General features: G+C 72.7%; 30 protein-coding genes. 9 read left to right on the forward strand and 21 right to left on the reverse strand.

The features are described from left to right. Position 1 precedes the first annotated feature (1 nt). Genes HD596_RS46695 through HD596_RS46715 form a run of 6 tightly spaced genes read left to right on the forward strand, consistent with a single transcriptional unit; the run spans position 2 to position 2,933 of the window. Positions 2-400 (forward strand): hypothetical protein, encoded by a 399-nt coding sequence (locus tag HD596_RS46695; protein ID WP_185075756.1) that lies wholly within the window; start codon positions 2-4, stop codon positions 398-400. A gap of 27 nt (positions 401-427) precedes the next feature. Continuing rightward, positions 428-559, forward strand: a complete 132-nt coding sequence (locus tag HD596_RS64320; RefSeq protein ID WP_281398324.1) for a hypothetical protein — start codon at positions 428-430, stop codon at positions 557-559. Further along, positions 556-987 (forward strand): hypothetical protein, encoded by a 432-nt coding sequence (locus HD596_RS46700; RefSeq protein WP_185075757.1) that lies wholly within the window; start codon positions 556-558, stop codon positions 985-987. The genes HD596_RS64320 and HD596_RS46700 overlap by 4 nt, the downstream gene beginning before the upstream one ends. Next, positions 984-2,213 carry an NRAMP family divalent metal transporter gene (locus tag HD596_RS46705; RefSeq protein WP_185075758.1) on the forward strand — a complete coding sequence of 410 codons (1,230 nt, stop codon included), beginning with the start codon at positions 984-986 and terminating at the stop codon, positions 2,211-2,213. The genes HD596_RS46700 and HD596_RS46705 overlap by 4 nt, the downstream gene beginning before the upstream one ends. Further along, a complete protein-coding gene (locus tag HD596_RS46710; RefSeq protein WP_185075759.1) occupies positions 2,210-2,587 on the forward strand; it encodes a hypothetical protein in 378 nt (125 codons plus the stop codon). Before HD596_RS46705 ends, HD596_RS46710 begins: the two co-directional genes overlap by 4 nt. Further along, complete coding sequence (locus HD596_RS46715) at positions 2,574-2,933, forward strand: PRC-barrel domain containing protein (protein ID WP_185075760.1); 360 nt, start codon at positions 2,574-2,576, stop codon at positions 2,931-2,933. Before HD596_RS46710 ends, HD596_RS46715 begins: the two co-directional genes overlap by 14 nt. A 7-nt stretch (positions 2,934-2,940) precedes the next feature. Here the strand turns inward: HD596_RS46715 and HD596_RS46720 are convergent, their stop codons facing one another. Genes HD596_RS46720 through HD596_RS46765 form a run of 10 tightly spaced genes read right to left on the reverse strand, consistent with a single transcriptional unit; the run spans position 2,941 to position 8,218 of the window. Further along, positions 2,941-3,237, reverse strand: coding sequence for a gas vesicle protein K (locus tag HD596_RS46720; protein ID WP_313046370.1), 297 nt, complete (start codon positions 3,235-3,237; stop codon positions 2,941-2,943). 13 nt (positions 3,238-3,250) lie between these two features. Beyond that, positions 3,251-3,490 (reverse strand): gas vesicle protein, encoded by a 240-nt coding sequence (locus tag HD596_RS46725; RefSeq protein ID WP_185075762.1) that lies wholly within the window; start codon positions 3,488-3,490, stop codon positions 3,251-3,253. Next, positions 3,487-4,266, reverse strand: coding sequence for a GvpL/GvpF family gas vesicle protein (locus tag HD596_RS46730; RefSeq protein ID WP_313046371.1), 780 nt, complete (start codon positions 4,264-4,266; stop codon positions 3,487-3,489). Before HD596_RS46730 ends, HD596_RS46725 begins: the two co-directional genes overlap by 4 nt. Continuing rightward, positions 4,256-4,687: a gas vesicle protein gene (locus HD596_RS46735; RefSeq protein ID WP_185075763.1), complete on the reverse strand. Its 432-nt coding sequence runs from the start codon at positions 4,685-4,687 to the stop codon at positions 4,256-4,258. The genes HD596_RS46730 and HD596_RS46735 overlap by 11 nt, the downstream gene beginning before the upstream one ends. Next, positions 4,684-5,055 carry a gas vesicle protein GvpO gene (gvpO, locus tag HD596_RS46740; protein ID WP_185075764.1) on the reverse strand — a complete coding sequence of 124 codons (372 nt, stop codon included), beginning with the start codon at positions 5,053-5,055 and terminating at the stop codon, positions 4,684-4,686. Before gvpO ends, HD596_RS46735 begins: the two co-directional genes overlap by 4 nt. A gap of 4 nt (positions 5,056-5,059) precedes the next feature. Continuing rightward, the gene (locus tag HD596_RS46745; RefSeq protein WP_185075765.1) at positions 5,060-5,335 is read right to left on the reverse strand and encodes a gas vesicle protein GvpG; all 276 of its coding nucleotides are present in this window, start codon (positions 5,333-5,335) and stop codon (positions 5,060-5,062) included. Continuing rightward, entirely contained in the window at positions 5,335-6,147 is an 813-nt protein-coding gene (locus HD596_RS46750; RefSeq protein ID WP_185075766.1) for a GvpL/GvpF family gas vesicle protein, read from the reverse strand. Before HD596_RS46750 ends, HD596_RS46745 begins: the two co-directional genes overlap by 1 nt. 2 nt (positions 6,148-6,149) lie before the next feature. Continuing rightward, positions 6,150-6,560 carry a gas vesicle protein GvpJ gene (gene gvpJ / locus HD596_RS46755; protein WP_185075767.1) on the reverse strand — a complete coding sequence of 137 codons (411 nt, stop codon included), beginning with the start codon at positions 6,558-6,560 and terminating at the stop codon, positions 6,150-6,152. 39 nt (positions 6,561-6,599) lie between these two features. Then, a complete protein-coding gene (locus HD596_RS46760) occupies positions 6,600-7,757 on the reverse strand; it encodes an SRPBCC family protein (RefSeq protein ID WP_185075768.1) in 1,158 nt (385 codons plus the stop codon). A gap of 5 nt (positions 7,758-7,762) precedes the next feature. Continuing rightward, on the reverse strand, positions 7,763-8,218 hold the full coding sequence (locus HD596_RS46765) for a hypothetical protein (RefSeq protein WP_185075769.1): 456 nt from the start codon (positions 8,216-8,218) through the stop codon (positions 7,763-7,765). 227 nt (positions 8,219-8,445) lie between these two features. On the opposite strand from HD596_RS46765, the gene HD596_RS46770 reads away from it, so the two are divergent. After that, positions 8,446-9,189: an alpha/beta fold hydrolase gene (locus HD596_RS46770; protein WP_185075770.1), complete on the forward strand. Its 744-nt coding sequence runs from the start codon at positions 8,446-8,448 to the stop codon at positions 9,187-9,189. Then, positions 9,186-10,574 (forward strand): hypothetical protein, encoded by a 1,389-nt coding sequence (locus tag HD596_RS46775; RefSeq protein ID WP_185075771.1) that lies wholly within the window; start codon positions 9,186-9,188, stop codon positions 10,572-10,574. The genes HD596_RS46770 and HD596_RS46775 overlap by 4 nt, the downstream gene beginning before the upstream one ends. Positions 10,575-10,622: 48 nt before the next feature. Here HD596_RS46775 and HD596_RS46780 read toward each other — a convergent pair whose 3' ends face one another. Then, positions 10,623-10,943, reverse strand: a complete 321-nt coding sequence (locus HD596_RS46780) for a plasmid stabilization protein (RefSeq protein WP_185075772.1) — start codon at positions 10,941-10,943, stop codon at positions 10,623-10,625. Between the two features lie 108 nt (positions 10,944-11,051). Further along, positions 11,052-11,660: an SRPBCC family protein gene (locus HD596_RS46785; RefSeq protein WP_185075773.1), complete on the reverse strand. Its 609-nt coding sequence runs from the start codon at positions 11,658-11,660 to the stop codon at positions 11,052-11,054. 103 nt (positions 11,661-11,763) lie between these two features. On the opposite strand from HD596_RS46785, the gene HD596_RS46790 reads away from it, so the two are divergent. Next, entirely contained in the window at positions 11,764-12,369 is a 606-nt protein-coding gene (locus HD596_RS46790; RefSeq protein ID WP_185075774.1) for a flavodoxin family protein, read from the forward strand. A gap of 11 nt (positions 12,370-12,380) precedes the next feature. On the opposite strand, the gene HD596_RS46795 is transcribed toward HD596_RS46790, so the two are convergent. Genes HD596_RS46795 through HD596_RS46835 form a run of 9 tightly spaced genes read right to left on the reverse strand, consistent with a single transcriptional unit; the run spans position 12,381 to position 21,423 of the window. Continuing rightward, positions 12,381-13,328, reverse strand: a complete 948-nt coding sequence (locus tag HD596_RS46795) for a UDP-glucuronic acid decarboxylase family protein (protein WP_185075775.1) — start codon at positions 13,326-13,328, stop codon at positions 12,381-12,383. Further along, positions 13,313-14,182, reverse strand: coding sequence for a glycosyltransferase family 9 protein (locus HD596_RS46800; RefSeq protein ID WP_185075776.1), 870 nt, complete (start codon positions 14,180-14,182; stop codon positions 13,313-13,315). The genes HD596_RS46795 and HD596_RS46800 overlap by 16 nt, the downstream gene beginning before the upstream one ends. Beyond that, on the reverse strand, positions 14,173-14,850 hold the full coding sequence (locus HD596_RS46805; protein ID WP_185075777.1) for an SDR family oxidoreductase: 678 nt from the start codon (positions 14,848-14,850) through the stop codon (positions 14,173-14,175). Before HD596_RS46805 ends, HD596_RS46800 begins: the two co-directional genes overlap by 10 nt. Before the next feature lie 11 nt (positions 14,851-14,861). Further along, the gene (locus HD596_RS46810) at positions 14,862-16,214 is read right to left on the reverse strand and encodes a PfkB family carbohydrate kinase (protein WP_185075778.1); all 1,353 of its coding nucleotides are present in this window, start codon (positions 16,212-16,214) and stop codon (positions 14,862-14,864) included. Next, complete coding sequence (locus tag HD596_RS46815) at positions 16,211-16,762, reverse strand: D-sedoheptulose-7-phosphate isomerase (RefSeq protein ID WP_185075779.1); 552 nt, start codon at positions 16,760-16,762, stop codon at positions 16,211-16,213. Before HD596_RS46815 ends, HD596_RS46810 begins: the two co-directional genes overlap by 4 nt. Further along, positions 16,747-17,934, reverse strand: a complete 1,188-nt coding sequence (locus HD596_RS46820) for a glycosyltransferase (protein ID WP_185075780.1) — start codon at positions 17,932-17,934, stop codon at positions 16,747-16,749. Before HD596_RS46820 ends, HD596_RS46815 begins: the two co-directional genes overlap by 16 nt. After that, positions 17,931-18,926 (reverse strand): glycosyltransferase family 9 protein, encoded by a 996-nt coding sequence (locus HD596_RS46825; protein WP_221521139.1) that lies wholly within the window; start codon positions 18,924-18,926, stop codon positions 17,931-17,933. The genes HD596_RS46820 and HD596_RS46825 overlap by 4 nt, the downstream gene beginning before the upstream one ends. Continuing rightward, the gene (locus HD596_RS46830) at positions 18,920-19,807 is read right to left on the reverse strand and encodes a glycosyltransferase family 2 protein (RefSeq protein WP_185075782.1); all 888 of its coding nucleotides are present in this window, start codon (positions 19,805-19,807) and stop codon (positions 18,920-18,922) included. The genes HD596_RS46825 and HD596_RS46830 overlap by 7 nt, the downstream gene beginning before the upstream one ends. Then, positions 19,804-21,423, reverse strand: a complete 1,620-nt coding sequence (locus HD596_RS46835) for a carbamoyltransferase family protein (RefSeq protein WP_185075783.1) — start codon at positions 21,421-21,423, stop codon at positions 19,804-19,806. The genes HD596_RS46830 and HD596_RS46835 overlap by 4 nt, the downstream gene beginning before the upstream one ends. Positions 21,424-21,469 lie beyond the last annotated feature (46 nt).

Below are 21,469 nucleotides of genomic sequence, written 5' to 3' on the forward strand. Positions count from 1 at the left end.
GATGGATCCGAGTGTCATCGCCACCTTGACGGCGGTGGTCTCCGCCGTCGTCGGAGGCGCCGCGGGCGAGGCCGGCAAGAGCGCATGGGGCTCGCTGACGGCCCTCGTGCGGCGGCGGTTCGGCACGGATGCCGCCGTCACGGCCGCCCTGGAGCAGGCTGACACGAGGTCACCGGAGGAGACCACGCGCATCCTGGTGGACCAGGCGCACGCGGACGCCGAGTTCGAGCGATCGCTGGCCGACTGGGCCGGCGAGACGGCCCGGCTCCTCCAGTACAAGCACGACGTCAGCAACACCATCGGCGGCGACGCGCGCATCACCGGCACGGTCATCCAGGCCGGCGACATCTCCGGCTCCGTCAACCTCGGCACGCCAGGTCCGCCCGAACGCCGGGGGTAGGGCGGCCGCTGGTTCAGTGATAGGCCGGTGACTGTTCGGCGTCGGCCGGGGCAGTCCATGGTCATGATGGATGAGGGTCTCGTCTTACTGGTGGCCTGGGGGCAGTATCTCGCCCTGCTGGGCGTGCTCGCGTACGTGCTGCTGCGGCGGCGCGCATGAGGCGCGTATGGGCGCTCGTGCTGGTGGGGCTGCTCGTGCCGGGGTGTTCGAGTCCCGCGTGGGACGACCATGACTACGAGCTGAAAGCGGCCGCGTCGGCGGAGGCCGTCGGCTCGACGGTCGAGGCGGTGCGGCTGGCCGTCGGCGGGGGCGGGCGGCTGACGCGACCGTACCTGACGGTGCTGCTGACGAACGCGGCCGAGCAGGTGCAGAGCGTCAACGACCAGTTCGGGGCCGTGCAGCCGCCGTCGAAGGGGGCCGAGGCGCTGGGCGGGCGGTTACTGGAGATCGGCGACCGGGCCGAGAAGGCCGTCTCCAAGCTGCTGGTGCAGGTCAGGCGCGACCGCGTCGAGGATCCGGCCGCGGCGGCGCGAGAGCTGGCCGGGCTGGGCGAGAGCCTGCGGCGGTTCCAGGACGAGCACGAATGAACCGGTTCCTGGGCATCACGCTGGGCATCCTCACCGCGATCGGCGGCTTCGTGGACATCGGCGACCTGGTCGCCAACGCCCTGGTGGGATCGCGGTTCGGCATGTCGCTGGCGTGGGTGGTGCTGCTGGGGGTGCTGGGCATCTGCGTGTTCGCCGAGATGTCGGGCCGGATCGCGGCGGTCTCGGGGCGGGCGGTGTTCGACCTGGTACGCGAGCGGCTCGGCCCGAAGGCGGGGCTGGCGAACCTGGGCGCGTCGTTCTTCATCCTGGCGATGACGGTGGCGGCCGAGATCGGCGGCGCGGCGCTGGCCCTGGAGCTGGCCACCGGCGTCAACTACCTGCTGTGGGTGCCGGCCGTGGCGTTCGCGGCGTGGCTGGTGATGTGGCGGGTGCGGTTCGAGACGCTGGAGCGCGTCTTCGGGCTGGCCGGGCTCGCGCTGGTGATCTTCGTCGTCGCGCTGTGGCAGCTCGGTCCCGACTGGGGGGAGCTGTGGCGCCAGGCCAGCCAGCCCGCGCCGCCGCCGGACGAGGGGCTGCCCACCTACTTCTATTACGCGATCGCGCTGCTGGGCGGGGCCATGACCCCGTACGAGGTGTTCTTCTTCTCCTCCGGCGGCGTGGAGGAGAAGTGGACCCGCCGTGACCTGCCGGTCTCCCGGGCGAACGTGCTGATCGGCTTCCCGCTCGGCGGGCTGCTGTCGCTGGCGATCGCGGCGTGCGCGGCCACCGTGTTCCTGCCGGTCCACGTGCAGGTGGACTCGCTGGACCAGATGGTGCTGCCGGTCGCGCTCGGGGCCGGGCAGATCGGGCTGGCGCTGGTGATCCTCGGCGTGTTCGCGGCCACGCTCGGCGCGACGCTCGAAGTGGCGCTGTCGTCGGGCTACTGCCTGAGTCAGTATTTCGGCTGGCAGTGGGGCAAGCGGGTGCGCCCGCGCGAAGCGGGCCGCTTCCACGCCACGGTGCTCATCGTGATGATCGTGTCGACCGCGCTGATCCTGACCAGCATCGACCCGATCATGGTGACCGAGTACTCGCTGGTGTTCTCGGCGGCGGCGCTGCCGCTGACGTACCTGCCGGTGCTGATGATCGCCAACGATCGGGACTACATGGGGGACAAGGTGAACGGCGTCTTCTCCAACACCCTGGGCACGGTCTTCATGATCCTTCTCGTCGCGGTGTCGATCGCCGCCATCCCTCTCATGCTGGCCACGAAGGCGGGCCAATGACGACAGCACGCGTCCTGCACGCCCAGTTGCACCTGCTCGACCGGCAGGTGGTGCACGACCGCGACGGCCGCCTGGTGTGCAAGGTCGACGATCTGGAGCTGGCCTTCGACGAGCAGGGCCGTCCGTACGTCACCGCGATCCTCATGGGCCCGCTCGCGCTCGGGCCGCGCATCGGCGGGGTGCTCGGCAGGCTCATGACAGGCGTCGCCCGCCTGCTCGGCGCCCAGGCCCCGCCCCGCATCCCCATGGAGGACGTCAGCCGCGTCGCCAGTGCCGTACACGTCGGCGGCGACCTGGCCCGGCCCGCGCTCGAACGCTGGGTCCGCACCCACCTCGTCGAACCCATCCCCGGAGCCTGGCATGAGACTGAGTGACCTGCTCGCCCGCCCGGTCCGCGACAGCTCCGGCCAGGCCGTCGGCCAGGTGGCCGACGTGCGCCTGGTGCAGGACGGGCCGCTGCTCCGGCAGGTCCACCACGCCTTCCGCGTGGCCGGCCTGATCGTCGTGACCCGCCACACCGGACGGCTGTTCGGCTACGAACGGGGGCCGGCCATCAAGGGCCCCTGGCTGGTCAGGATGCTGCTCAAGGTGCTGCACCGCAACACCCGCTACGTCCCGTGGGAGCACGTCGACAGGATCGACGAGGCCGGCATCCTGCTCCGCGTCCCCCTGCGCGAAGTGCCTTCGGTCCATGACCTCTACCAGGAGAGCAACCCCTGATCCGGGGTCAGCGGTCCTCGGGGAGGAGCGTGCCGAGCGGCCCGAGGTCGAGGTTCAGATCGGCCGGCGACAGGTCGAAGCGCTCGCACAGCTCGGTCATGGCCTCCTCCAGCCGCATCAACGTCACGCCCAGCACCTCGACCTGCTCGTCCGACAGGTCGCCCTGCTCCATCCGCCGCACGCACTGCCGCTCCACGAGCTGGCGCACCAGCTCGACCAGGGTGAGGACGAGGCGTGACAGGTCGCGTTCCACCGCTTCCCGGTCGGCTTCGATGCGCAGGCGGCTGGATCGCGCCTCCCGCACCCGGGTGGCCGGCTCATTCCCAGGGCTCGCCATCGACGCCCCCGAAAGTGTCGGATTCGCGGATCGACATGATCAGCGCGCGGACGGAGATGCGTACCAGGTCGATGTCCGCGATGGACAGGACGAGATCCCCGCTCACCACCACGCCGCCGGCCAGCAGCCGGTCCAGCAGGTCGACCAGGGCCACCCGCTCCGCCGGCAGGCGCTCCTCCGCGGCCAGGACGGCGCCGCGCGGTGGCGCGTCGTGGGTCATCGCGGACCTCCCTCCTCCAGGACCGTGAACGAGTACGGCGCCCAGGGGCCGGTGAGCTCCAGCTCGATCCCCTGCCCGCGCAGCTCGTCCACGACCCGCGCGAACTCCTCCGCGAGCTCCTCGTCGACCAGGTAGGCGCCGTTGAGGACCATCCACTCGTCCCGGCCGGAAAGCTGCGGGTCCTGCGCCCGATGCCGCCGGCTCGCGACCGCGACGGACCTGAGGGCGTCGTGGATGCGCTCGGCACGCGCCCCCGCGTCCCGCCACGACTCCTCGCGGGTGCGCAGGCTCGCCTGGCGCCGCTTGAGGTAGGCGGTGCCGGGACTGGCCGGCTCCTGGCCGCCCGGCTCGGGCGCCACCGGGGCGGCCTCGGTCTTGGTCACGTACGCCTTCACGCCCCACTCCTGCCGGCCCGCGACGCGGGCGAGCGTGTCTGCGAAGTCGTCGTGCCGTTCCTCCAGCAGGCGGCGGACCTGCTCCTCCCCGCTGTAGACCGTGACGAGGCGCACCGGGGCGACCGGCCCCAGCCGCGCCACCGCCTCCACCACGCGGTGGTGGGCGTGGGCGGTCGCGCCCAGCCAGTCGAGGTCCTCCATCGACCGCCGCAGCGGCTCCTCGCCGAACTGGTCCAGCGGGACGGTGCTCACGTACGCGACCAGCCCGGACTGGGCGACGGCCCGCACGTCCCGGCCGGCCACCCCCTTCAGGCCCTGCGGGCACGGGGCGGCCACGTCGCTCGCCACCGCGTAGAGGTACGTGCCGGTGTCATCCACCACGCTCGTCCCTTCTCGCCTCCGTCCTTCTGACCGGCCGGTCGTCCTCCACGGACTCGACCTCGCCCTCGATCGGCTCGATGGCACGGCGCCGCGGCCGGCCCTCCTCCAGGGCCGCGATCCGGTCGCGCAGCCGGCGGTTCTCCTCGACGAGGGCCTGGTCCTTGCCGGTGAGCCAGGGATCGTGCTCCCACCAGTCGATGCCCATCTCCCTGGCGGTGTCGACCGAGGCGATGATCAGCCGCAGCTTGATCGTGAGCAGCTCGATGTCCAGCAGGTTCACGCGGATGTCCCCGGCGATCACCACGCCCCGGTCGAGGACCCGTTCGAGGATGTCGCCCAGGTTGGCCGGCTCGCGACCCGAGGACACCGAGGAAGGGTAGGACTGGCGTCCCACGACCCCCGGCCGGTACTGCTCGGTCATCGCGACTCCTCCGCGTAGTCGCCGCTGCCACGCCGGTAACGTCGCAGCCTCCGGTAGGAGAGCAGATCGCCCTCCATGTCCAGTTCGGCCTCGTAGAGCGCGAGGATGTCGCCGGAGGAGGGGACGCGGCGGTCCTCGACGACCTCGACGTTGACCAGCCACCCGTCCTCCGCGGGCTTCACCCGGGTCACGCCCTCCGTCTCCCTGCCGGTCAGGTCCGCGATGTGCCGCAGCCCGTACCCGCCCGCGCTCGCGGCGGACAGGCCGCCAGGCCGGCGCTTCGGCCGTGCGGCGGTGTCGCCGGCGGGATCTCTCGAACGCGCCGGAGGCGGAACCCCCTCTTCGCGAGGCCTTCGCCTCTCAGGCACAGGATCACCTCCCCTCGTCCCACCGCGCCGGCCCGCCGACGCGCCCGACTGGGCCGGGGCCGCCGATCATGCCCTGCAGGACCTCCCGCGTCTGCAGGGCTTCCTCCTCCTCGGAGATCAGGCCGGCGGCCCGGGCCGCCTCGATCTCCTCCAGCCGGTGCCTGACCACCGTCGGATCGCGCATCTCGCGCTCGACCTCTTCCTGGATCAGCTCACCGAGCCGGATCACGCCGCGCAGCGGGGCCACCGGCCAGCCGAAGAGGAGGCTGATCAGGCCCATCAGCCGACCTCCCCACCGCTCACCACGAAGTCGAAGGGCGCCAGCGGGCCGCGCAGGCTCAGCTCGATCCGGCCGGCCCACAGCCGCGAATACTCCTCCACGGCCGCCCGCAGCTCGTCCTGCCGCTCGTTCTCGACCAGGAGCGCCAGGTGGACGGCGTCCCGCTCGTGGGACGGGTCACGGATGACGGTGAAGACGCTGAGCGGGGTGAGCCTGTCGAGGACGGCCTGGGTGTCGGCCTCCCGTTTGGCGCTGACCGCCTGGTTGATGACCTCGCCGAGCCGGATGCGCGCCTCCCTGGTCGCGGCCTCGGGCTTGCCCCGGATCTCGTCGCGCAGCTGCGCCGCCTCGACGTTCTCGTTGAGCACCTCCATGAGCACCGCCCGCTCGTCGTAGCGTCCCTTGACGACGAACTCGGCCCGTCCCTCCAGCTCCCCGAGGGCGGCGGCGAACTCGTCGTGATGCGGTCCCAGCAGCTCGTCCACCACCGCCTCCCGGTTGGCCAGCACCGCGCCGAACCGGAGCGGGAGCACGGGGACCTCGGCCGCGGTGGCGTCCAGCAGCTGCTGGTGCGCCACGAGGTCGTCGGGCGTGCCCAGCGGGCGGTCGATCGCCACCTCGCTCACCAGGGCCCCGATCTCGCCGTACCTCACCAGGCGCACGGGCGCCGGCGGGGTGCCCACGCCGCGCGCGTCGTCGGAGACCTGGACGTCCTCCGGCACGATTCCGTAGACGTAGGTGCTGAGGCCCTGATCCAGGGGTTCGCGCTCCTCCTCGGACGGAGAAGGGGCGGTGTCGACGGACTCGGCCATGGTCAGCCTTCCTCCCTCACGCGACGGCGGGCGGGCCGTCGTTCGGAGTCCTCGGCGGGCTCTCCGACGAGCTCGTGCAGCTTGTCTCCGGCGGCCTCCAGCACCCCTTGCGTGATGTCCTTGGTCTTGTCGCCGATCTGGCCGCCCTTCATCTCCTGCATGATCTCCGGCAGGCCCTGGCCCTGTTCCTCCAGATCCAGCCGGTTCACGGCCTCGGCGAAGCGCAGGTACGTGTCGACGCTGGCGATCACGATGCGCGCGTCGATGGTCAGAACCTCGATGCCGACCAGTGAGACCCGGACATAGGCATCGATCACCAGCCCCTTGTCGAGGATCGTGTCGATCACGTCCGCCAGACCCGTCGGGGTCGGACGTTCTGCCATTCCGCCGCCCGCCGAGGGTTGTACTGTCATTTCCTCGCTCCTCGATCGTCACCCCGCCTCACGGCGGCGTCACCCGCGGCGGTTCGCCACCCTGCGGCGCACCGGCCGCCGGGGCTCCTCCTCCTCTTCCTCCTCTTCCTCTTCCTCTTCCGCGGGAGGACGTCGCACCGGGCGCCGGGCCTCCTGGCCCCTGCCGGTCTCGGCGCGGCGACGGGTCGGCTCCTCTTCCTCTTCCTCTTCCTCTTCCGGCTCTTCCTCGTATTCGCCCTCGGGCTCTTCTTCCTCTTCCTCCTCGTATTCTTCTTCCGGCCCCTCTTCGTGCTCTTCCGGCTTTTCGGCCTTTTCGTGTTCCTCTTCCGGGCCTTCCTTCTCTTCTTCGGCCCGCTCCTCCTCGACGGCGTCCTCGTGCGACTTGACCACCTGGCCGTCGTGGATCACGCCACGCCAGCCGTCTTCCTCCGCCTCTTCCGGGTGCAGCATGGTCTGCGTCATCACGTGCCGCCGGAAGTGCTTGAACTCCAGTCGCGCCCGCCTGCCCTGCGCCCGCCAGATGTTGCCGACGCGCTCGAACATGCCCTGCGGGTGATATTCGAGGACGAGCAGGATGCGGGTGAGGTCCGGGGTGATGGAGTGGAAGGTCACCGCGCCGTCGACGTAGCCCTTGGCCCCCTTCGACCGCCAGATGATCCGCTCGTCGGGGACCTGCTCGACGATGTGCGACTCCCAGGTCCGGTGGGACCAGAAGATCTGCGCCTTCCAGTTGAGCTTCTCGTCTTTTTCCTGGTCGACGTTCTCCACTTTCTTCATGTAGCCCGGGAAACTCTCGAACTGGGTCCACATGTTGTAGACGATCCGGATCGGGGCGCCCACATCAATCGACTCGACGATGTTGACGATCCGCGCCTTCCCGGCTTTTCTCCCCTTCTTTCCCAGCCCTTTCACCGTCTCCTTGACGGCCTCCCCCGCGCCGGCCAGAAGCGATTTCCCCATGATTTTCCCGGGGCTCAGGCCCTCCGATCCGGTGATGGCGCTCAGCAGCCCGGTCCCGCCGCCCTCCGCGAAATCGGTGAGCCTGCCCGACATGCCTTCGAGCCGGTCGGTGAGGGACGACAGCGCCCGCTCCACCAGGGCCTGGACCAGCTTCTGCGCCCCCTCCATGAGGAGGTCCTTCGGCAGCACCTCCTGCGCGGCCTTCTGGACCGGTCCGGCCTTGCTCTGCTGTGCCATGGGTCTCACCTCCGCCCTCTGCGCACAGGCGGGACGGAAGGCACTCGCCCGGGTCTCGGCCGCCGCACGCGGGGCTTCTCCTCCGGAGGCTCCTCCTCGTAGGCCTCCTCGCCGTACTCTTCCTCTTCTTCTTCCGGCTCCTCCTCCGCGGCAGGCGGCCGGCCGGCGTGCCGGATCGACTCGGCGCGCCCGTGCAGCTTCTCGGTCAGGGAGTCGATCTGCCTGCTGGTCGCGGCGACCGCGGCCGCCTTGCCGACCTCAAGCAGTTCTCCGCGCAGCCGGCTGGTGAGTTGCTCGATCTCCGGAGATGAGCCGAGGACCTTGAGCCCTTGCCCCAGGAGGCCCCCGCCGCCCTCGCCCCGCCGCATCGCACCGGCCGCTCCGGCCGCCGCCAGCGCGGCCGCCCAGCGCAGCTTGCGACGCCGGCCAAGGAAATAGCCCGCCGCGAGAGCCAGCGCCACTCGGCACCTGTCCTTCATGACCAGCCCCCCTCACTCGGCTGACCTGATCGGTCCCACCCTGCCCGTGAAGCGGACACAGAAACACATAAACCCCAAAAATGGACAGAGCTTCGTTCGTCCGGCAATGATTGCGCTAGGTGAACATGGCGCTACGCAGACGCATCACGCACGGGGGTTCGTGCGATCACGATCCGGGTAGAAGGGCGGCCTTCGAAGGAGGGAGAGGCGTGCTCGAACAGCTCACGCATACCGTCCTGGGCCTCACCATGGCGAGCTGGCGCAGACGCGGCCCGGGGCCCGCGGTCGTGTGCGTCCACGGCGCCGGGGTCTCGAGCCGGGAGATGCTGCCGTTCGTCGGGGTCCTGGGACGAACTCACGACGCCTGGAGCGTCGACCTGCCCGGCTTCGGGCACAGCGACAAGCCCGACGATCTTCCGACCGTGGCGGGCCTCGCGGACGCGCTGGCCGCCTGGCTGAAGGCGGCGGAGCTGGAGCGGCCCTGCCTGCTGGGCGGGTCCTTCGGCTGCCAGGTGGCGGTCGAGCTGGCGGCCCGCTTCCCGGGCCGGATCGGGGCGCTGGTGCTGGTCGGCCCGACCGTGGATCCGCACGCCAGGTCCGCCGTCCGGCTGGCCGGCCAGTGGCTGCGCAACTCGGTGCGGGAGAGCCCGCGCATGACACCCCTGAACGTCGCCGACTACCGGGACGCCGGGGTGCGGCGGGTGCTGGCCAGCTTCGGCGCCTCCATGCGGGACCGGATCGAGGACAAGCTCCCGGACGTGGAGGTGCCCGTGCTCGTGGTGCGCGGCGGCAAGGACGCGATGGTCAGCCAGGCGTGGGCCGAGGAGGTCACCAGGCTCCTGCCCCGCGGGCGGCTGTCGGTCATGGAGGGGCTGCCCCACATGGTGCCCTACCGCGATCCGAACGGCCTGGCCCGCGAGGTCGCCGCCTTCCTGCGGGAGGCCGGCTCATGAGGCCCGCCAGGGCGGTGGCGTCCTTCGACTCGGCGTCCGGCATGTTGCGGGCGCTGTCCCGCTTCCTGCACGGCAAGGACGCGCCCCTGATCGGCCAGGGCCCGGCCGCGCTGGAGGGCGTGGCGTCCGCGGTGCTCGGCGGGGCGGCCAGGCTGCCGCGCCCGCTCCAGGAGAAGGCGTACGCGCTGAGCGGCTGGGCCGAGGCCGTGCCGATGCGCCGCGTGCCCGAGCTCCGCTCCGCCGACCTGGCCCGCTGGGTGACCGGGCACTACCCGCGCCGCCCGTATCCGGTGGCCTTCATCGGCTCCTCCAACGGCGCCATGGTCCACCTGGCCGCGGCCCTGTCCGCGCCGTGGCTGCCGCAGACGCTGCTGATCCCGGTACGCCGCCACGGCGTCCGGCCCGACGACCCGCAGGGTGACCTGGCGAAGACGCGCGCCGCGGGCCAGGCGCTGCTCGACGCCAACCCCGACCTGGTGCTGCACCACATGCACGACGCCAACCAGGACCGGCTGATGATCGCCGGCATGACGTACTTCCGGGTCAAGTGGCGCCGCCTGGCGGCGGCGTACCGGACGTTCCTGGAGTCGTCGCTGCCGCCCGGCGCGACGCTGGTCGTCGTGGACTGCGCGCTGCGCTGGCCCACCACGACGGTGAGCGAGCGCCACGTGTTCCAGCACGGCGCGCTCGGCGGCGCCACCAAGCAGGAGTACGAGCACGGCGGCCCGCGCGTGGCCGACTACCTCGCCCGCTACGGGGCCGGGCGCTCGCGCTGGGAATATCCGCCGGCCGACGGCGAAAGCCCGGAGGCGGAGTGGGGGTTCCGGACCGAGCTGCTCGCCGACCTGGAAGAGCTGGCCGAACGCAACCGGTGGCGGCTGGTCCGCATGCGCTTCGGCGAGCCGGAGGACCTCAGCCCGGTGGTCGCCGACCTGTACCGGAGCTGGTACCTGCGGCGCGGCCTGCCCGGCGACCGGCTGCTCGTCGAGTCCTTCCTGCTGATGGAGCCCTGGTGGGCGCTGCGCAGCGGGTCGGTCCCGTACTGGATGGTGTTCAACACCGAGCAGTCGCTCGCGCACGTGCAGGACTACCTCGACCGGGCGGAGACGTTCGACGAGATCAGGCTCATCCTGTTCTCCCACGGCGTGGATTCCGTCGGTCTGTCCTCGGCCGACGACTGGCGCAAGATGCTGGCCCGGGCCCGCAAGCTGGGCGTCTTCACCGGTGTCGACACCCGCGCCTATCCGCGCGACTTCGCGAGCCTGGCCCGCGCCCACCGGGAGCTGTCCCGGATCCGCACCACCTACCCGATGCCGCGGCCCCTGGAATGGCCCGTGGCCGAGGAGTTCCTCACCGGACGCGACGAGCTGGAGTGGCGCGGTTGACGCCCTGCCGGAGAGCTGGAGGCCCCCAGTTCCCGGCAGGGCGTCGGGCTAACTGAGGGCCTTCTCCAGCTGCGCCTTGCTCATCTTCGAGCGGCCCTTGATGTTGCGGCGCTTGGCCTCTTCGTAGAGCTGGTCCCGCGTACGGCCACCCGCTCCGGAGTGCGAGCGCAGCCCTCCGCGCCGGCTCGACGACATGTCCTGGGTCGAGGTACGGCTGGCGGTCCGCGACTCACCGGCCCTGGCGCGCTCCTTGTTCACGGTCCGGGCGGCGATCTCCTTGGCCCGCTTGCTGCTTTCGCCCCGCTTCTTGGCGCTGTCCTTGATGTGCTCGTACTGTCGTTCCCGTTTCCGGCTCGATCCGCGAGGCATGTTTCCCCCTTTGCCCACTGTTCGCGGTTGGCTTGTCGTCACCTACCCAGCTGAAAGCCACGAAACGAACCGGCCGCGCCTCCCGGGCGGGAGGCGCGGCCGCGTGCACTACAGGCCGGGCTGCGTGGGCGGCGGGTAGCCGGCGCCGGGGCGCGGCGGCGGCGTGCCAGTGCCGGGCTGCGTGCCGGGCTGCGTGCCGGGCATCGAGGACGGCGTGCCGATCGGGGACTGCGTGCCGGGCAGCGGAGAGGCGTCTCCGGCGTGCTGCGGCGGCACGCTGCCGCGCCAGGCGCCGGTCTCGCTGCCGCGGTTCTCGATGAAGTCCTTGAAGCGGCGCAGGTCGCCCTGAACGCGCATGCGGACGATCTGGAGCCAGTCACCGGCGGTCTCGACGAAGCCCTCGGGGTCGTACTCCATCTGGAGGGTGACGCGCGTGGTGGTGTCGTCGATGCGGTGGAAGGTGACGACGCCGGCGTGGTTGGGCTTGTCGAGCGTGTGCCAGGCGACGCGCTCGTCGGGGTGCTGCTCGGTGATCTCGGTGTCGAACTCGCGCTTCACCCCGGCGATCTCGGCCAGCCAGGTGGCGCGGGTGTCGGTGTGCTGCTTGACCGACTCCACCCCTTCCATGAATTCGGGGAACGTCTCGAACTGCGTCCACTGGTTGTAGGCGACGCGGATCGGGACCTTGACATCTAGGGAGTACTCGATCGTGCTCATGGTGTCGCTCTCTGCCCACCATCGCCCGCGGCTAACGTCAACCGTTTGACGGTCTCTGTTTGGGTATGCGGGCCTATAACGTCCAACGGAGAGGCCCCAAATCATGCAAGCCGTGGTCATCAACTGCACCCTGAAGCCCTCGCCCGAGCCTTCCAACACCGAGGCCCTCGCCGAGGTCGTCAGCGCCGAACTGCGTAAACGTGATGTGGACGTGGACATGATCAGGGCCGTGGATCTGGACATCCGTCCCGGCGTCCAGACCGACATGGGGCCGGGCGACGACTGGCCCGCCGTGCACGACAAGCTGCTCCGGTCGGAGATCCTCGTCATCGCCACCCCGACCTGGGTCGGTCACCCGTCGTCCCTCGCGCAACGCGTGATCGAGCGGCTCGACGCGATGATCTCCGAGACGGACGACACCGGCCGGCCGGTCGCCTACAACCGGGTCGCCGGGGTGGTCAACACCGGCAACGAGGACGGCGCCCACCACGTCATCAGCGAGGTCTGCGGCGCCCTGGTGGACATCGGCTACACCATCCCCGGCCAGGCGTGGACGTACTGGCACCTCGGGCCGGGCGCCGGGCCGGACTACCTGGACGACGCGCGCGGCCACGAGTGGTCGCACAAGACCGCTCGCGCGATGGCGGCCAACCTGGTCGCCGTCGCCCAGGCGCTGGCGGCCCGGCCCATGACCGCGCCACCGGAGTGAGCGGAGGCCGGTCAGGTGGCGGGGACGGGGCTGTCGAGCTTGGAGAACCATTCGATGGTTCTGCGCAGGCCCTCCTCCGCCCCCACGACCGGCCGCCAGCCCAGCTCCGTCTCGGCCAGGCTGGTGTCGGGCCGGCGCACGCTCGGGTCGTCCACGGGCCTGTCGATGAACTCGATGGGTGACGACGAGCCCGCCAGCTCGCGGATGAGACCGGCCAGCTCCACCATCGTCAGCTCGTCGGGATTGCCGATGTTCACGGGTCCGGCGAAGTCGCTGGCGGCCATGCGCAGGATCCCGTCCACGGTGTCGTCGACGTAGCAGATGGAGCGGGTCTGGCTGCCGTCGCCGGTCACCGTGATCGGCTCGTCCGCCAGGGCCTGCCTGATGAAGGTCGGGATCGCCCGGCCGTCGAAGGGCCGCATCCGGGGCCCGTAGGTGTTGAAGATGCGCACGATGCCGGTGTCGACGTCGTGGGAGTTGCGGTAGGCGGTGGTCAGCGACTCGGCGAAGCGTTTGGCCTCGTCGTACACGCTGCGCGGCCCGACGGGGTTCACGTTGCCCCAGTACGTCTCGCGCTGCGGGTGTTCGAGCGGGTCGCCGTAGACCTCGCTGGTGGAGGCGAGCACGAACCGGGCCTGCTTCTCCTTGGCCAGGCCGAGCGCGTGCAGCGTGCCCAGGCTGCCCACCTTGAGCGTCTCGATCGGGTGCTTCAGGTAGTCGGCGGGCGAGGCCGCCGAGGCGAAGTGCAGCACCAGGTCCACCTCGCCGGGCACGTGCACGAAGCCGGTCAGGTCGCACTCGACGATCCGCAGCCCCGTACGGTCCAGCAGGTGTTCGAGATTGCGCGGGGAGCCGGTGAGGAAGCTGTCCATGCAGACGACCTCCGCTCCCCCGTCCAGCAGCTTCTCGCACAGGTGGGAGCCGAGGAACCCGGCCCCTCCGGTCACCACGACTCGCATCGCGCCATCACCTCGATCACCTCGTCGACTCCGATCTCCAGCAGGCCGGCATCGGTCTCGCGTCCGTGCGGGTCACCGGTGCCTCCTTTCCACAGCACGGCGTGCGGCCCGGCGGCGGGCGGCCCCCACAGCGCGGGAGAGACCGGCCCGAACAGCAGCACCGAAGGGGTGCGGTAGGCGGTGGCCAGATGTCCCACCCCGGTGTCGCCACACACCACCAGCCGGGCGTCGCGGACCAGCCGGGCCAGCTGCCGCACGTCCGTGCGGCCCGCGGCGACCCTGGCTCCCGTGTCGCCGGCCACCCGCTCGGCCAGCTCCCGCTCGGCCGGGCTTCCCGTGACGACCACCTCCCTGCCGCGGGCCCGCAGCGCGGCGACCACCGCCGCGAACCGGTCCGCGGGCCACCGTCTGGACGGGGCCGCCGCGCCGGGATGGACCACCACGGGCCCGCTCCTGTCGCCGCGTCCCAGGTACAGGTCGGCCGGGTCGGCCGCGATGCCGTACCACTCCAGCAGGTCACACCAGCGGCGCACCTCGTGCACGTCCGCGCGCCACGGCGGGCCCTGCCCGCCGTGGGTGAGCAGCCGCCCCGGGCGGGTCGCGCGCAGCGCCCGCGTGCTCTGCGGGCCCCTGCCGTGCAGGTTCACCGCCACCTCGGCCCCGCCGTACGGGACGGGGCCGGGCCCCCGCACCTCGATCACCTCGTCCACGGGGAGCAGCGGCGCGAGCGCCGGCGGCCCGGCCAGCACGAGGCGGCGGGCGGGGAAGGCGCGGCGCAGCGCCCGCAGCGCCGGGACCGCCGTCAGCAGGTCACCGAGCCCGAGCCCGCGCAGCGCCAGCACGTCTAGGGCCACGAGGTCTCCGTGGACGGGCAGACGACCAGCTCGCGCACCTCGCAGCCGGGCGGCTGCGAGAGCGCGAACACCACGGTCTGCGCCACGTCCTCCGGCCGGTTGAGCCTGGCGTCGGGCCCCGGCTGGTACTGCTCGGGCCGGCCGTCGAAGAAGTTCGTCGCCATCCCGCCGGGAACGAGCATCGTGACCCCGACCTGACCGGCCAGCTCGGCGGCCAGCGCCCTGGTGAAGCCCACCACGCCGAACTTGGCCGCGCAGTAGGCCGTCGCGTCGCTCACCGCGCGCAGGCCCAGCGTCGAGGCGCAGGTCACGACCCGTCCGGAGGACTCCCGCAGGTACGGCAGCGCGGCCCGGACGGTCGCGGCCGTCCCCATGAGGTTGACCTTGATCACCCGCTCCCAGTCGTCGGCGGTCACGTCCTCCAGCCGGCCGCAGGCGTCGATCCCGGCCGCGGTGACGACGCCGTCGAGGCCGCCGGCCCGCTCGGCCAGCTCCCGCACCGCGCGTTCGGCCTGGCTCCGGTCGGCCAGGTCGGCCACCGCGTGGTCGAACCCGTCGGCGGCGCGCAGGTCCACCACCAGCGGCCTGCCCCCCGCCTTGGCGACCGCTTCGGCCACGGCGTGGCCGAGGCCCGAGGCGCCGCCGGTGATCAGGATGTCTCCAAGCATTGCTTTCCTCCTCACGCCGCGTGCATCGCGGCGATGATCCCAGTCGTGGATCTGCCGGGCACGCTGGCCAGGACGACCGTCTCCGCGCCCAATTTCCGCAGCGACTCCGCCTCCGGCAGCTCTCTGCCGGAGTAGTCGCCGCCCTTCACCCACACGTGCGGCCTGAGCCGTTCGATGGCCTCGGCCGGGGTGTCCTCGTCGAAGATCATGACGGCGTCCACGCATCCCAGGGCGCCGAGCACCTCGGCTCTGTCCTGCTGCCCGACCACGGGCCTGTTCGGGCCCTTGAGCCGTCTGGCCGAGGCGTCGGAGTTGACGCACACGATCAGCGCGTCGCCGAGCGCCCTGGCCCTGCGCAAGAGGCTCACATGCCCGGCGTGCAGCAGGTCGAAACAGCCGCCGGTGGCGATCAGCCGGCCACCGTTGGCCCTGACCAGATCGGCGATCTCGATGGCGGTACGCGGCCGGTCGCCCATCTGCGCGCGGGACGGCCTGATGGCCGCGGCTCCGCCGGCTTCGACGAATCTGGCGGCCTCCCCGACGCCGAGGGCGACCGCGTCCTCCACCGGGAGCCGGTCACGCAGCGCCAGCGCCGCCGCCGCCGCGAACCTGTCCCCCGCGCCGCACACGTCGTGGCCGCCGTCGAGCAGGGGCGGCGGGATCCTGGTGTGGTGGCCGCCTTCATGCGCCAGCACCGCGCCGTCGGCACCGAGCGTCACCGCGACCGCCCGCGCGTGCAGGGCCTTGACCAGGCGGCGGGCCGCCTCGTCCGGCCCGGCGTACGGCGGCGGGCACAGCAGCCGCGCCTCGCTCTCGCTGGGAGTGATGAGCGCGCAACCGGCCAGCGGGCTCGGGCCCTTCGGATGCGGATCCCACACGATGGGCGCGTCCACCTCCCCGAGCAGATCGAGCAGCGAGCCGGCCATGCCTCTGCCGTAGTCGGAGACCAGCACGGCGCCCGCGGTCCGGAGAACGGAGCGGACCGTGCGGGCCAGCTCGCCGGCCGGGCCGCCCACGACGTGCCCGTCCCCGGTGTCCAGGCGCACCAGCGTCTGCCCGGCCGCCCTGACCCGCGTCTTGCAGACCGTGGAGCCGCGCAGCGGCACCGGCACGACCCGCAGCCGGCCGTTCAGCAGGCCCCGCAGCGTGCGCCCGCTCTCGTCGTCGGCCAGCGCGGTGACCAGCACCACCTCGGCGCCGTCCCTGGCGGCCAGCAGCGCCGCCAGCCCCGCACCGCCGGGCCGTGGATGTCTCGCCTCGACGTCGACGACGGGGACGGGCGCGTCGGGCGCGAGCCGTTCGGCGCTCCCCTCGATGTCGACGTCCAGCAGCGTGTCGCCGATGACGACCAGCGGTCCGTTCACTCTCCGGCCTCCTCGATCGCGTGGCAGAGGAGGTGGATCATGGCCAGGTGCACCTCCTGGACGGTCGCCGTGTCCGTGGCGGGCACCGCGACCACCTCGTCGCTGATCTCCGCCAGCGGGTTCGGCGTCCTGCCCGTCATGGCCCAGGTGACCAGCCCGCACTCGCGCGCCGCCCGGGCCGCGGCCAGCACGTTGCCGCTGGCGCCGCTGGTGGACAGGCACAACAGCACGTCACCCTGGCGGCCGTGCGCGCAGACCTGCCGGGCGTAGACGGCGTCCGCGCCGAAGTCGTTGGAGATCGCCGTCACCGACGAGGTGTCGGCATGCAGCGCGATGGCCGCGTAGGGCCGCCGCTCCCCCTTGAACCGGCCGACCAGCTCGGCCGTCAGGTGCTGGGCCTCGGCGGCCGAGCCGCCGTTGCCGCACACCAGCAGCCGCCCGCCGCCGCCGAGGACGGCCGCGAGCTTGCGCCCCCACGCCTCCACGGTCGGCGCCTGGTCGGCGCTCATCGTCAGCGCCTCACGCAGCAGGGTCAGGTGCCTGTGCATGTCATCCCCCTCACCTCGGCGCCCAGCACGGCGCGGTAGACGGCCTCGGTCTGCTCGGCCACCCGCGGCCAGCCGTAGCGCTGCGTGGCTCGGCGCGCCCCGGCGGCGCCGAGCTCCGCGGCCCGTTGCGGGGCGCCGAGCAGGTCTCTCAGCTCGCGTGCCAGCGCCTGCGGCCGGCGCGGCGGAACCAGCACGCCGCAGCCGTCGACCGTGTCGAGATGGCCGCCGACGGCCGAGGCGATCACCGGCACGCCGCAGGCCATCGCCTCCAGCGGCACCATGCCGAACGGCTCGTACCAGGGCACGGTGACGACGACGTCGGCCGAGCGCATCAGCGCGGGCACCTCGTCGTGCGGGACGCTGCCGAGCACCTTCACCCGGTCGGCCAGGCCGTAGGCGCCGGCCAGGCCCGCCAGCCTGGCGGCTTCGGGGTCGCCGTCGGAGCCCCCCGCGATCAGCAGCTCGGCCTCCGGCACCTCGCGCAGCGCCCGCAGCACGGTGTCGACGCCCTTGCGCGGCACCAGCCGGCCGATGCTCAGCACCCGCGGGCGCGTGCCCCTGGCCGCGCGCGGGCCTTCGGGGGTGAAGTGATCCAGGTCCACCCCGCAGGGCACGATCGAGATGAGGTGGTCGGGCACCCCCATGGCCCGCAGCTCGCCGACCTCGTCCGAGCAGGTGGCCAGCACCGCCGCCGCCTCCCGGCCGATCCGCCGTTCCGCGTCGATCCGGCCCGGCGGGCTGGTGTCCGCGCTGCCCTGCCAGCGCCGCTTCACGGTGCCCAGCGCGTGGAAGGTCTGCACGACGGGACGGTGGCCCGCCGCCAGCAGGGCGGCCGTGCCGCTCATCCAGAAGTGCGCGTGCACGACGTCCGGCGCCCGCCGCGCCCAGCACCGCGCCAGTTGCTCGGCGAAGGCGGGCATGTACGGAGGCAGCTCGTCCTTGGGGATCGGCACCGGGGGCCCCGCCCGGACGTACTCGACCCGCACCCCGTCACCCAGCGGCACGCTCCGCGGCTGCTCGGGCGAGCTGCGCCGGGTGTGGACCAGCACGTCGTGGCCGCGCCGCGCCAGGGCGAACGCGAGGGCGGCGACATGGACGTTCTGCCCGCCCGCGTCGACCCCGCCGATCGCGGCCAGGGGATCGGCGTGTTCGGAGACGAGATCGATCTTCATCGGATGAGTTCCCTCACTGCCTTGACGACTTGCTCGGCTGTGACTCCGGTAAGACACGGGTGACCATCGATCGGGCAGGTCTGCGCCCGGGTGTCCTTGCAGGGCCCCTCCTGGTCGCCGAGCAGCACGTACGGCACTCCGTACGGGGCCCACCGCCCGGCCGGCACCACAGGGGCGAAGAGGCTGACCACCGGCGTGCCGACGGCGGCCGCCAGGTGGGCGGGGCCGGTGTTGCCCGCCACCAGCGCGCAGGCGTCGCGGAGCACTCCGGCCAGCTCGGGCAGGCTGGTCAGCCCGCCGAGGTCGACCGCGTGGCCGCCCGCCACCTGGGCGGTCAGCGCGCGCTCGCCGGGACCGCCGGTGACCACCACCGTGAAGCCCTCATCGGCCAGCGCCTCGACCGCCTCCCGGTGCCGGGACGGCGGCCAGGCGCGGGCCGGCGCGGCGGTTCCCGGGTGGACGACGACGTAGCCGGGCGGGCCCACCGGGCTCGGCGGCGGCGGGGTGATGGCCAGCGCGCCGCCGTCGGCCGGTTCGAAGCCCGCGGCCGCGGCGACCGCCAGCATCCGCTCCGCCTCCGGCAGGTGCCTGGTCTCGTCGATCCGCACCCTGACGTCGAGCAGCGAACCGGGGTAGTCCTCGCTGATCGCGGTGATCCTGCCGACCCCGCGCAACCGCAGCAGCAGGGCGAGCGGCAGCGCCGACTGGTGGAAGGACGTGAGGATCACCGCCTCGCCGGCGTCGGGCAGCGCGTCCATGAGGCGGGCGACGTGCTCGCCGGTGACGGGCGGCGGGTCGGCGTCGATCCAGGGCGCCTGCCACTCGATGACGCGGTCGACGCCGGGCAGGAGCTCGGCGGCGGCCCTGCCGCGCGGGCCGGCCAGGAAGACCACCCGGTCGGCGTGCGCGCTGACCGCGCGCACGGCGGGACCGGCGAGCAGCACATCACCGGCGCTGTCCGGGCGGGCAACCAGGACGGTGCGGCTCACCAGCGCTCCCTCAGCTCCCCGCGAAGCCGGTGCGCGCAGGCGACGGGCGGGATGGCCACGCTCGTGACCAGCATCCTGAGGATCTCGGCGGGCGTTCGCGGCCCCGGCGCGATCCGCTCCCACGCGAAACGCGCGGTGAGCGCCGCCCACCCCGTCGCCGCGAGCAACGCGGCACCCGCCGCCCGGTTCCTGGCGGTGCCACTACCGTTCGCCGCCACCGTGGTCATGGCGAGGGCGGACAGCCCCAGCGCGGCCGTGGCGGCGTGCCTGGGCAGCAGCCCGCCTGCGCCGATCAGCGACCGCCAGCCGGGGCCGTGGATCCTGCGCATCAGCGCGTCGTCGGCGTTGCCCCGCTGGAAGCGCACGCTGGCCCAGAAGCCGTCGTCCCGCACCGGGTGCCGGGTCACGCGCTCCCCCTTGACCAGCCGGTAGCCGGCCGCCATCACCCTCAGCGCGAGGTCGGCGTCCTCCCGGTAGGCGCGGGGGAAGCGCTCGTCGAACCCGCCGACCTTCTCCAGCGCGGCCCGCCGGTAGGCCATGTCCGCGGTGATCCAGTCCGCGTTCGCCAGGCCGGCCGTGTTGCGCTCCGCGTCCGTCGGCCGGCGGCCCTCCGGCAGCGGCACCTCGATCCTGCCCTGGCTGCCGCCCACGTCCTCCGGCAGGTCCGCCAGGTCCTTGACGACCGCGTCCGCCCACCCCTCGGCGGGCACCACGTCGTCGTCGAGGAAGACCACCCATGGCGTCCGCGCCTGCCGCCAGCCCTGGTTACGTGCCGCGGCGGGTCCTCTGCGTCCGGTGTCCTCCACCACGATCACCGGCACGCCCGCCGGAACGGCGTCGGCCAGCGAGGCCCGCCCGATCGTGGGGATCACCACCGTGATCATGCCGGCCTCCGCACCACGCACGGCCCTATCACGAGCACGTCGACCGGCGCGGAGCCGAAGCACTCCAGCGCGTCCCTCGGCGAGTCGACCATGGGCCGTCCCGCCGTGTTCAGGCTGGTGTTCACCACGACGGGCAACCCCGACAGCGCCTCGAACCGCTCCAGCACCCCCGCCATCAGCGGATCGCTCTCCGGCGAGACGGTCTGGATGCGGGCCGTGCCGTCCACGTGCACGACGGCGGGGATCCGCTCCCGCCACTCCGGCCGCACGTCGTGGACGAACAGCATGTACGGCGAGGGCACCGGGCCACGGCCGAAGATGTCCCGCGCCCTGGACTCCAGCACCATGGGCGCGACCGGCCGGAACTGCTCCCGGCCCTTGACGTCGTTCAGCCGCTCGGTATTGCGCACGTGCCCGGGGTGGGCCAGCAGGGAGCGCCGGCCCAGCGCGCGCGGCCCGTACTCGCTGCGGCCCTGGAACCAGGCCACGATCCGGTCGTCGGCCAGCGCCGCGGCCACCTCGCCGGCCAGGTCCCGCGGCCGCGTGTACGGCACGCGCGCCACGTCCAGCCACGCGGCCACCTCGTCGTCGCTCCAGCGACGCCCCAGGTCCGCGCCGCGCATGGGCCCGGCGGGCTCGCCGTGCTCCTGGGCCAGGTGCAGGGCGCCCCCGAGCGCCGTGCCCGAGTCGCCGGCGGCCGGCTGCACCCAGATGTCCTCGAACGGCCCCTCGGCCAGCAGCCGCGTGTTGGCCACGCAGTTGAGCGCCACCCCGCCGGCCATCGCCAGGCGCCGCGCGCCCGTCCTGCCGTGCAGCCAGAACGCCAGGTCGAGCAGCACCTCCTCCAGCCGCGCCTGGACGCTGGCGGCCAGGTCGGCGTGGTCGGCGGTCCATCTCTCGCCGCTGCCGAGCCTCTTGGCGAAGCCGCCCCAGTCGATGGGCTCGACCCTGAAGCCGCCCTCCGGCGTGGCCGCGACCAGTTCGCGCAGCACGTCGAGGTGCCGGGGCGTGCCGTAGGAGGCCATGGCCATGACCTTGTACTCGTCGCTGGAGCGCATGAAGCCCAGGTGCTCGGTGACGTCCTCGTACATCAGGCCGAGCGAGTGCGGCAGCTCCTGCGTGGCGAGCGTGGTCAGCTCGCCGTCCCGGTAGTGGCCGGCCAGGTGCGAGACGGACTCGCCACGGCCGTCGCACACCAGGACCGCGCACTCGTCGTACGGCGCCGCGAGCCCCGCCGAGGCCGCGTGCGCCACGTGGTGCGGCACGAACCGCACCTGCGCCGGGTCAAGCCCGGGCAGCGCCGTGGCCAGGAAGTTCGGCGCCCTCGTCGCGTACGTGGTGCGCAGGTCCTCCCAGGGAGCGCCCGTCTCCTGCCGGACCAGCGAGGGATCGTAGGAGTAGGCGACCGCGTCGAGATCCTCGGGCCGCAGCCCGGCCTCGGCGAGACACCAGGCGGCGGCCTGCTCGGGCAGCTCCCACGCCGAGAACGGCACGGGCCGCTTGCCGTGCTTGCGCCGGCTGAAGCGCTCCTCTTCCGCGGCGGCGACGACCTCGCCGTCCACCACGAGGGCGGCGGCCGGATCGTGGAAGACCGCGTTGATCCCCAGGAATCTCATACGAGAAGCGCTACCGAGCGAAGCGGTCGTTAAACAACAGGTAGAC

The sequence above is a fragment of the Nonomuraea jabiensis genome (assembly GCF_014204795.1).
GTDB classification, from domain to species: Bacteria; Actinomycetota; Actinomycetes; order Streptosporangiales; family Streptosporangiaceae; genus Nonomuraea; species Nonomuraea jabiensis.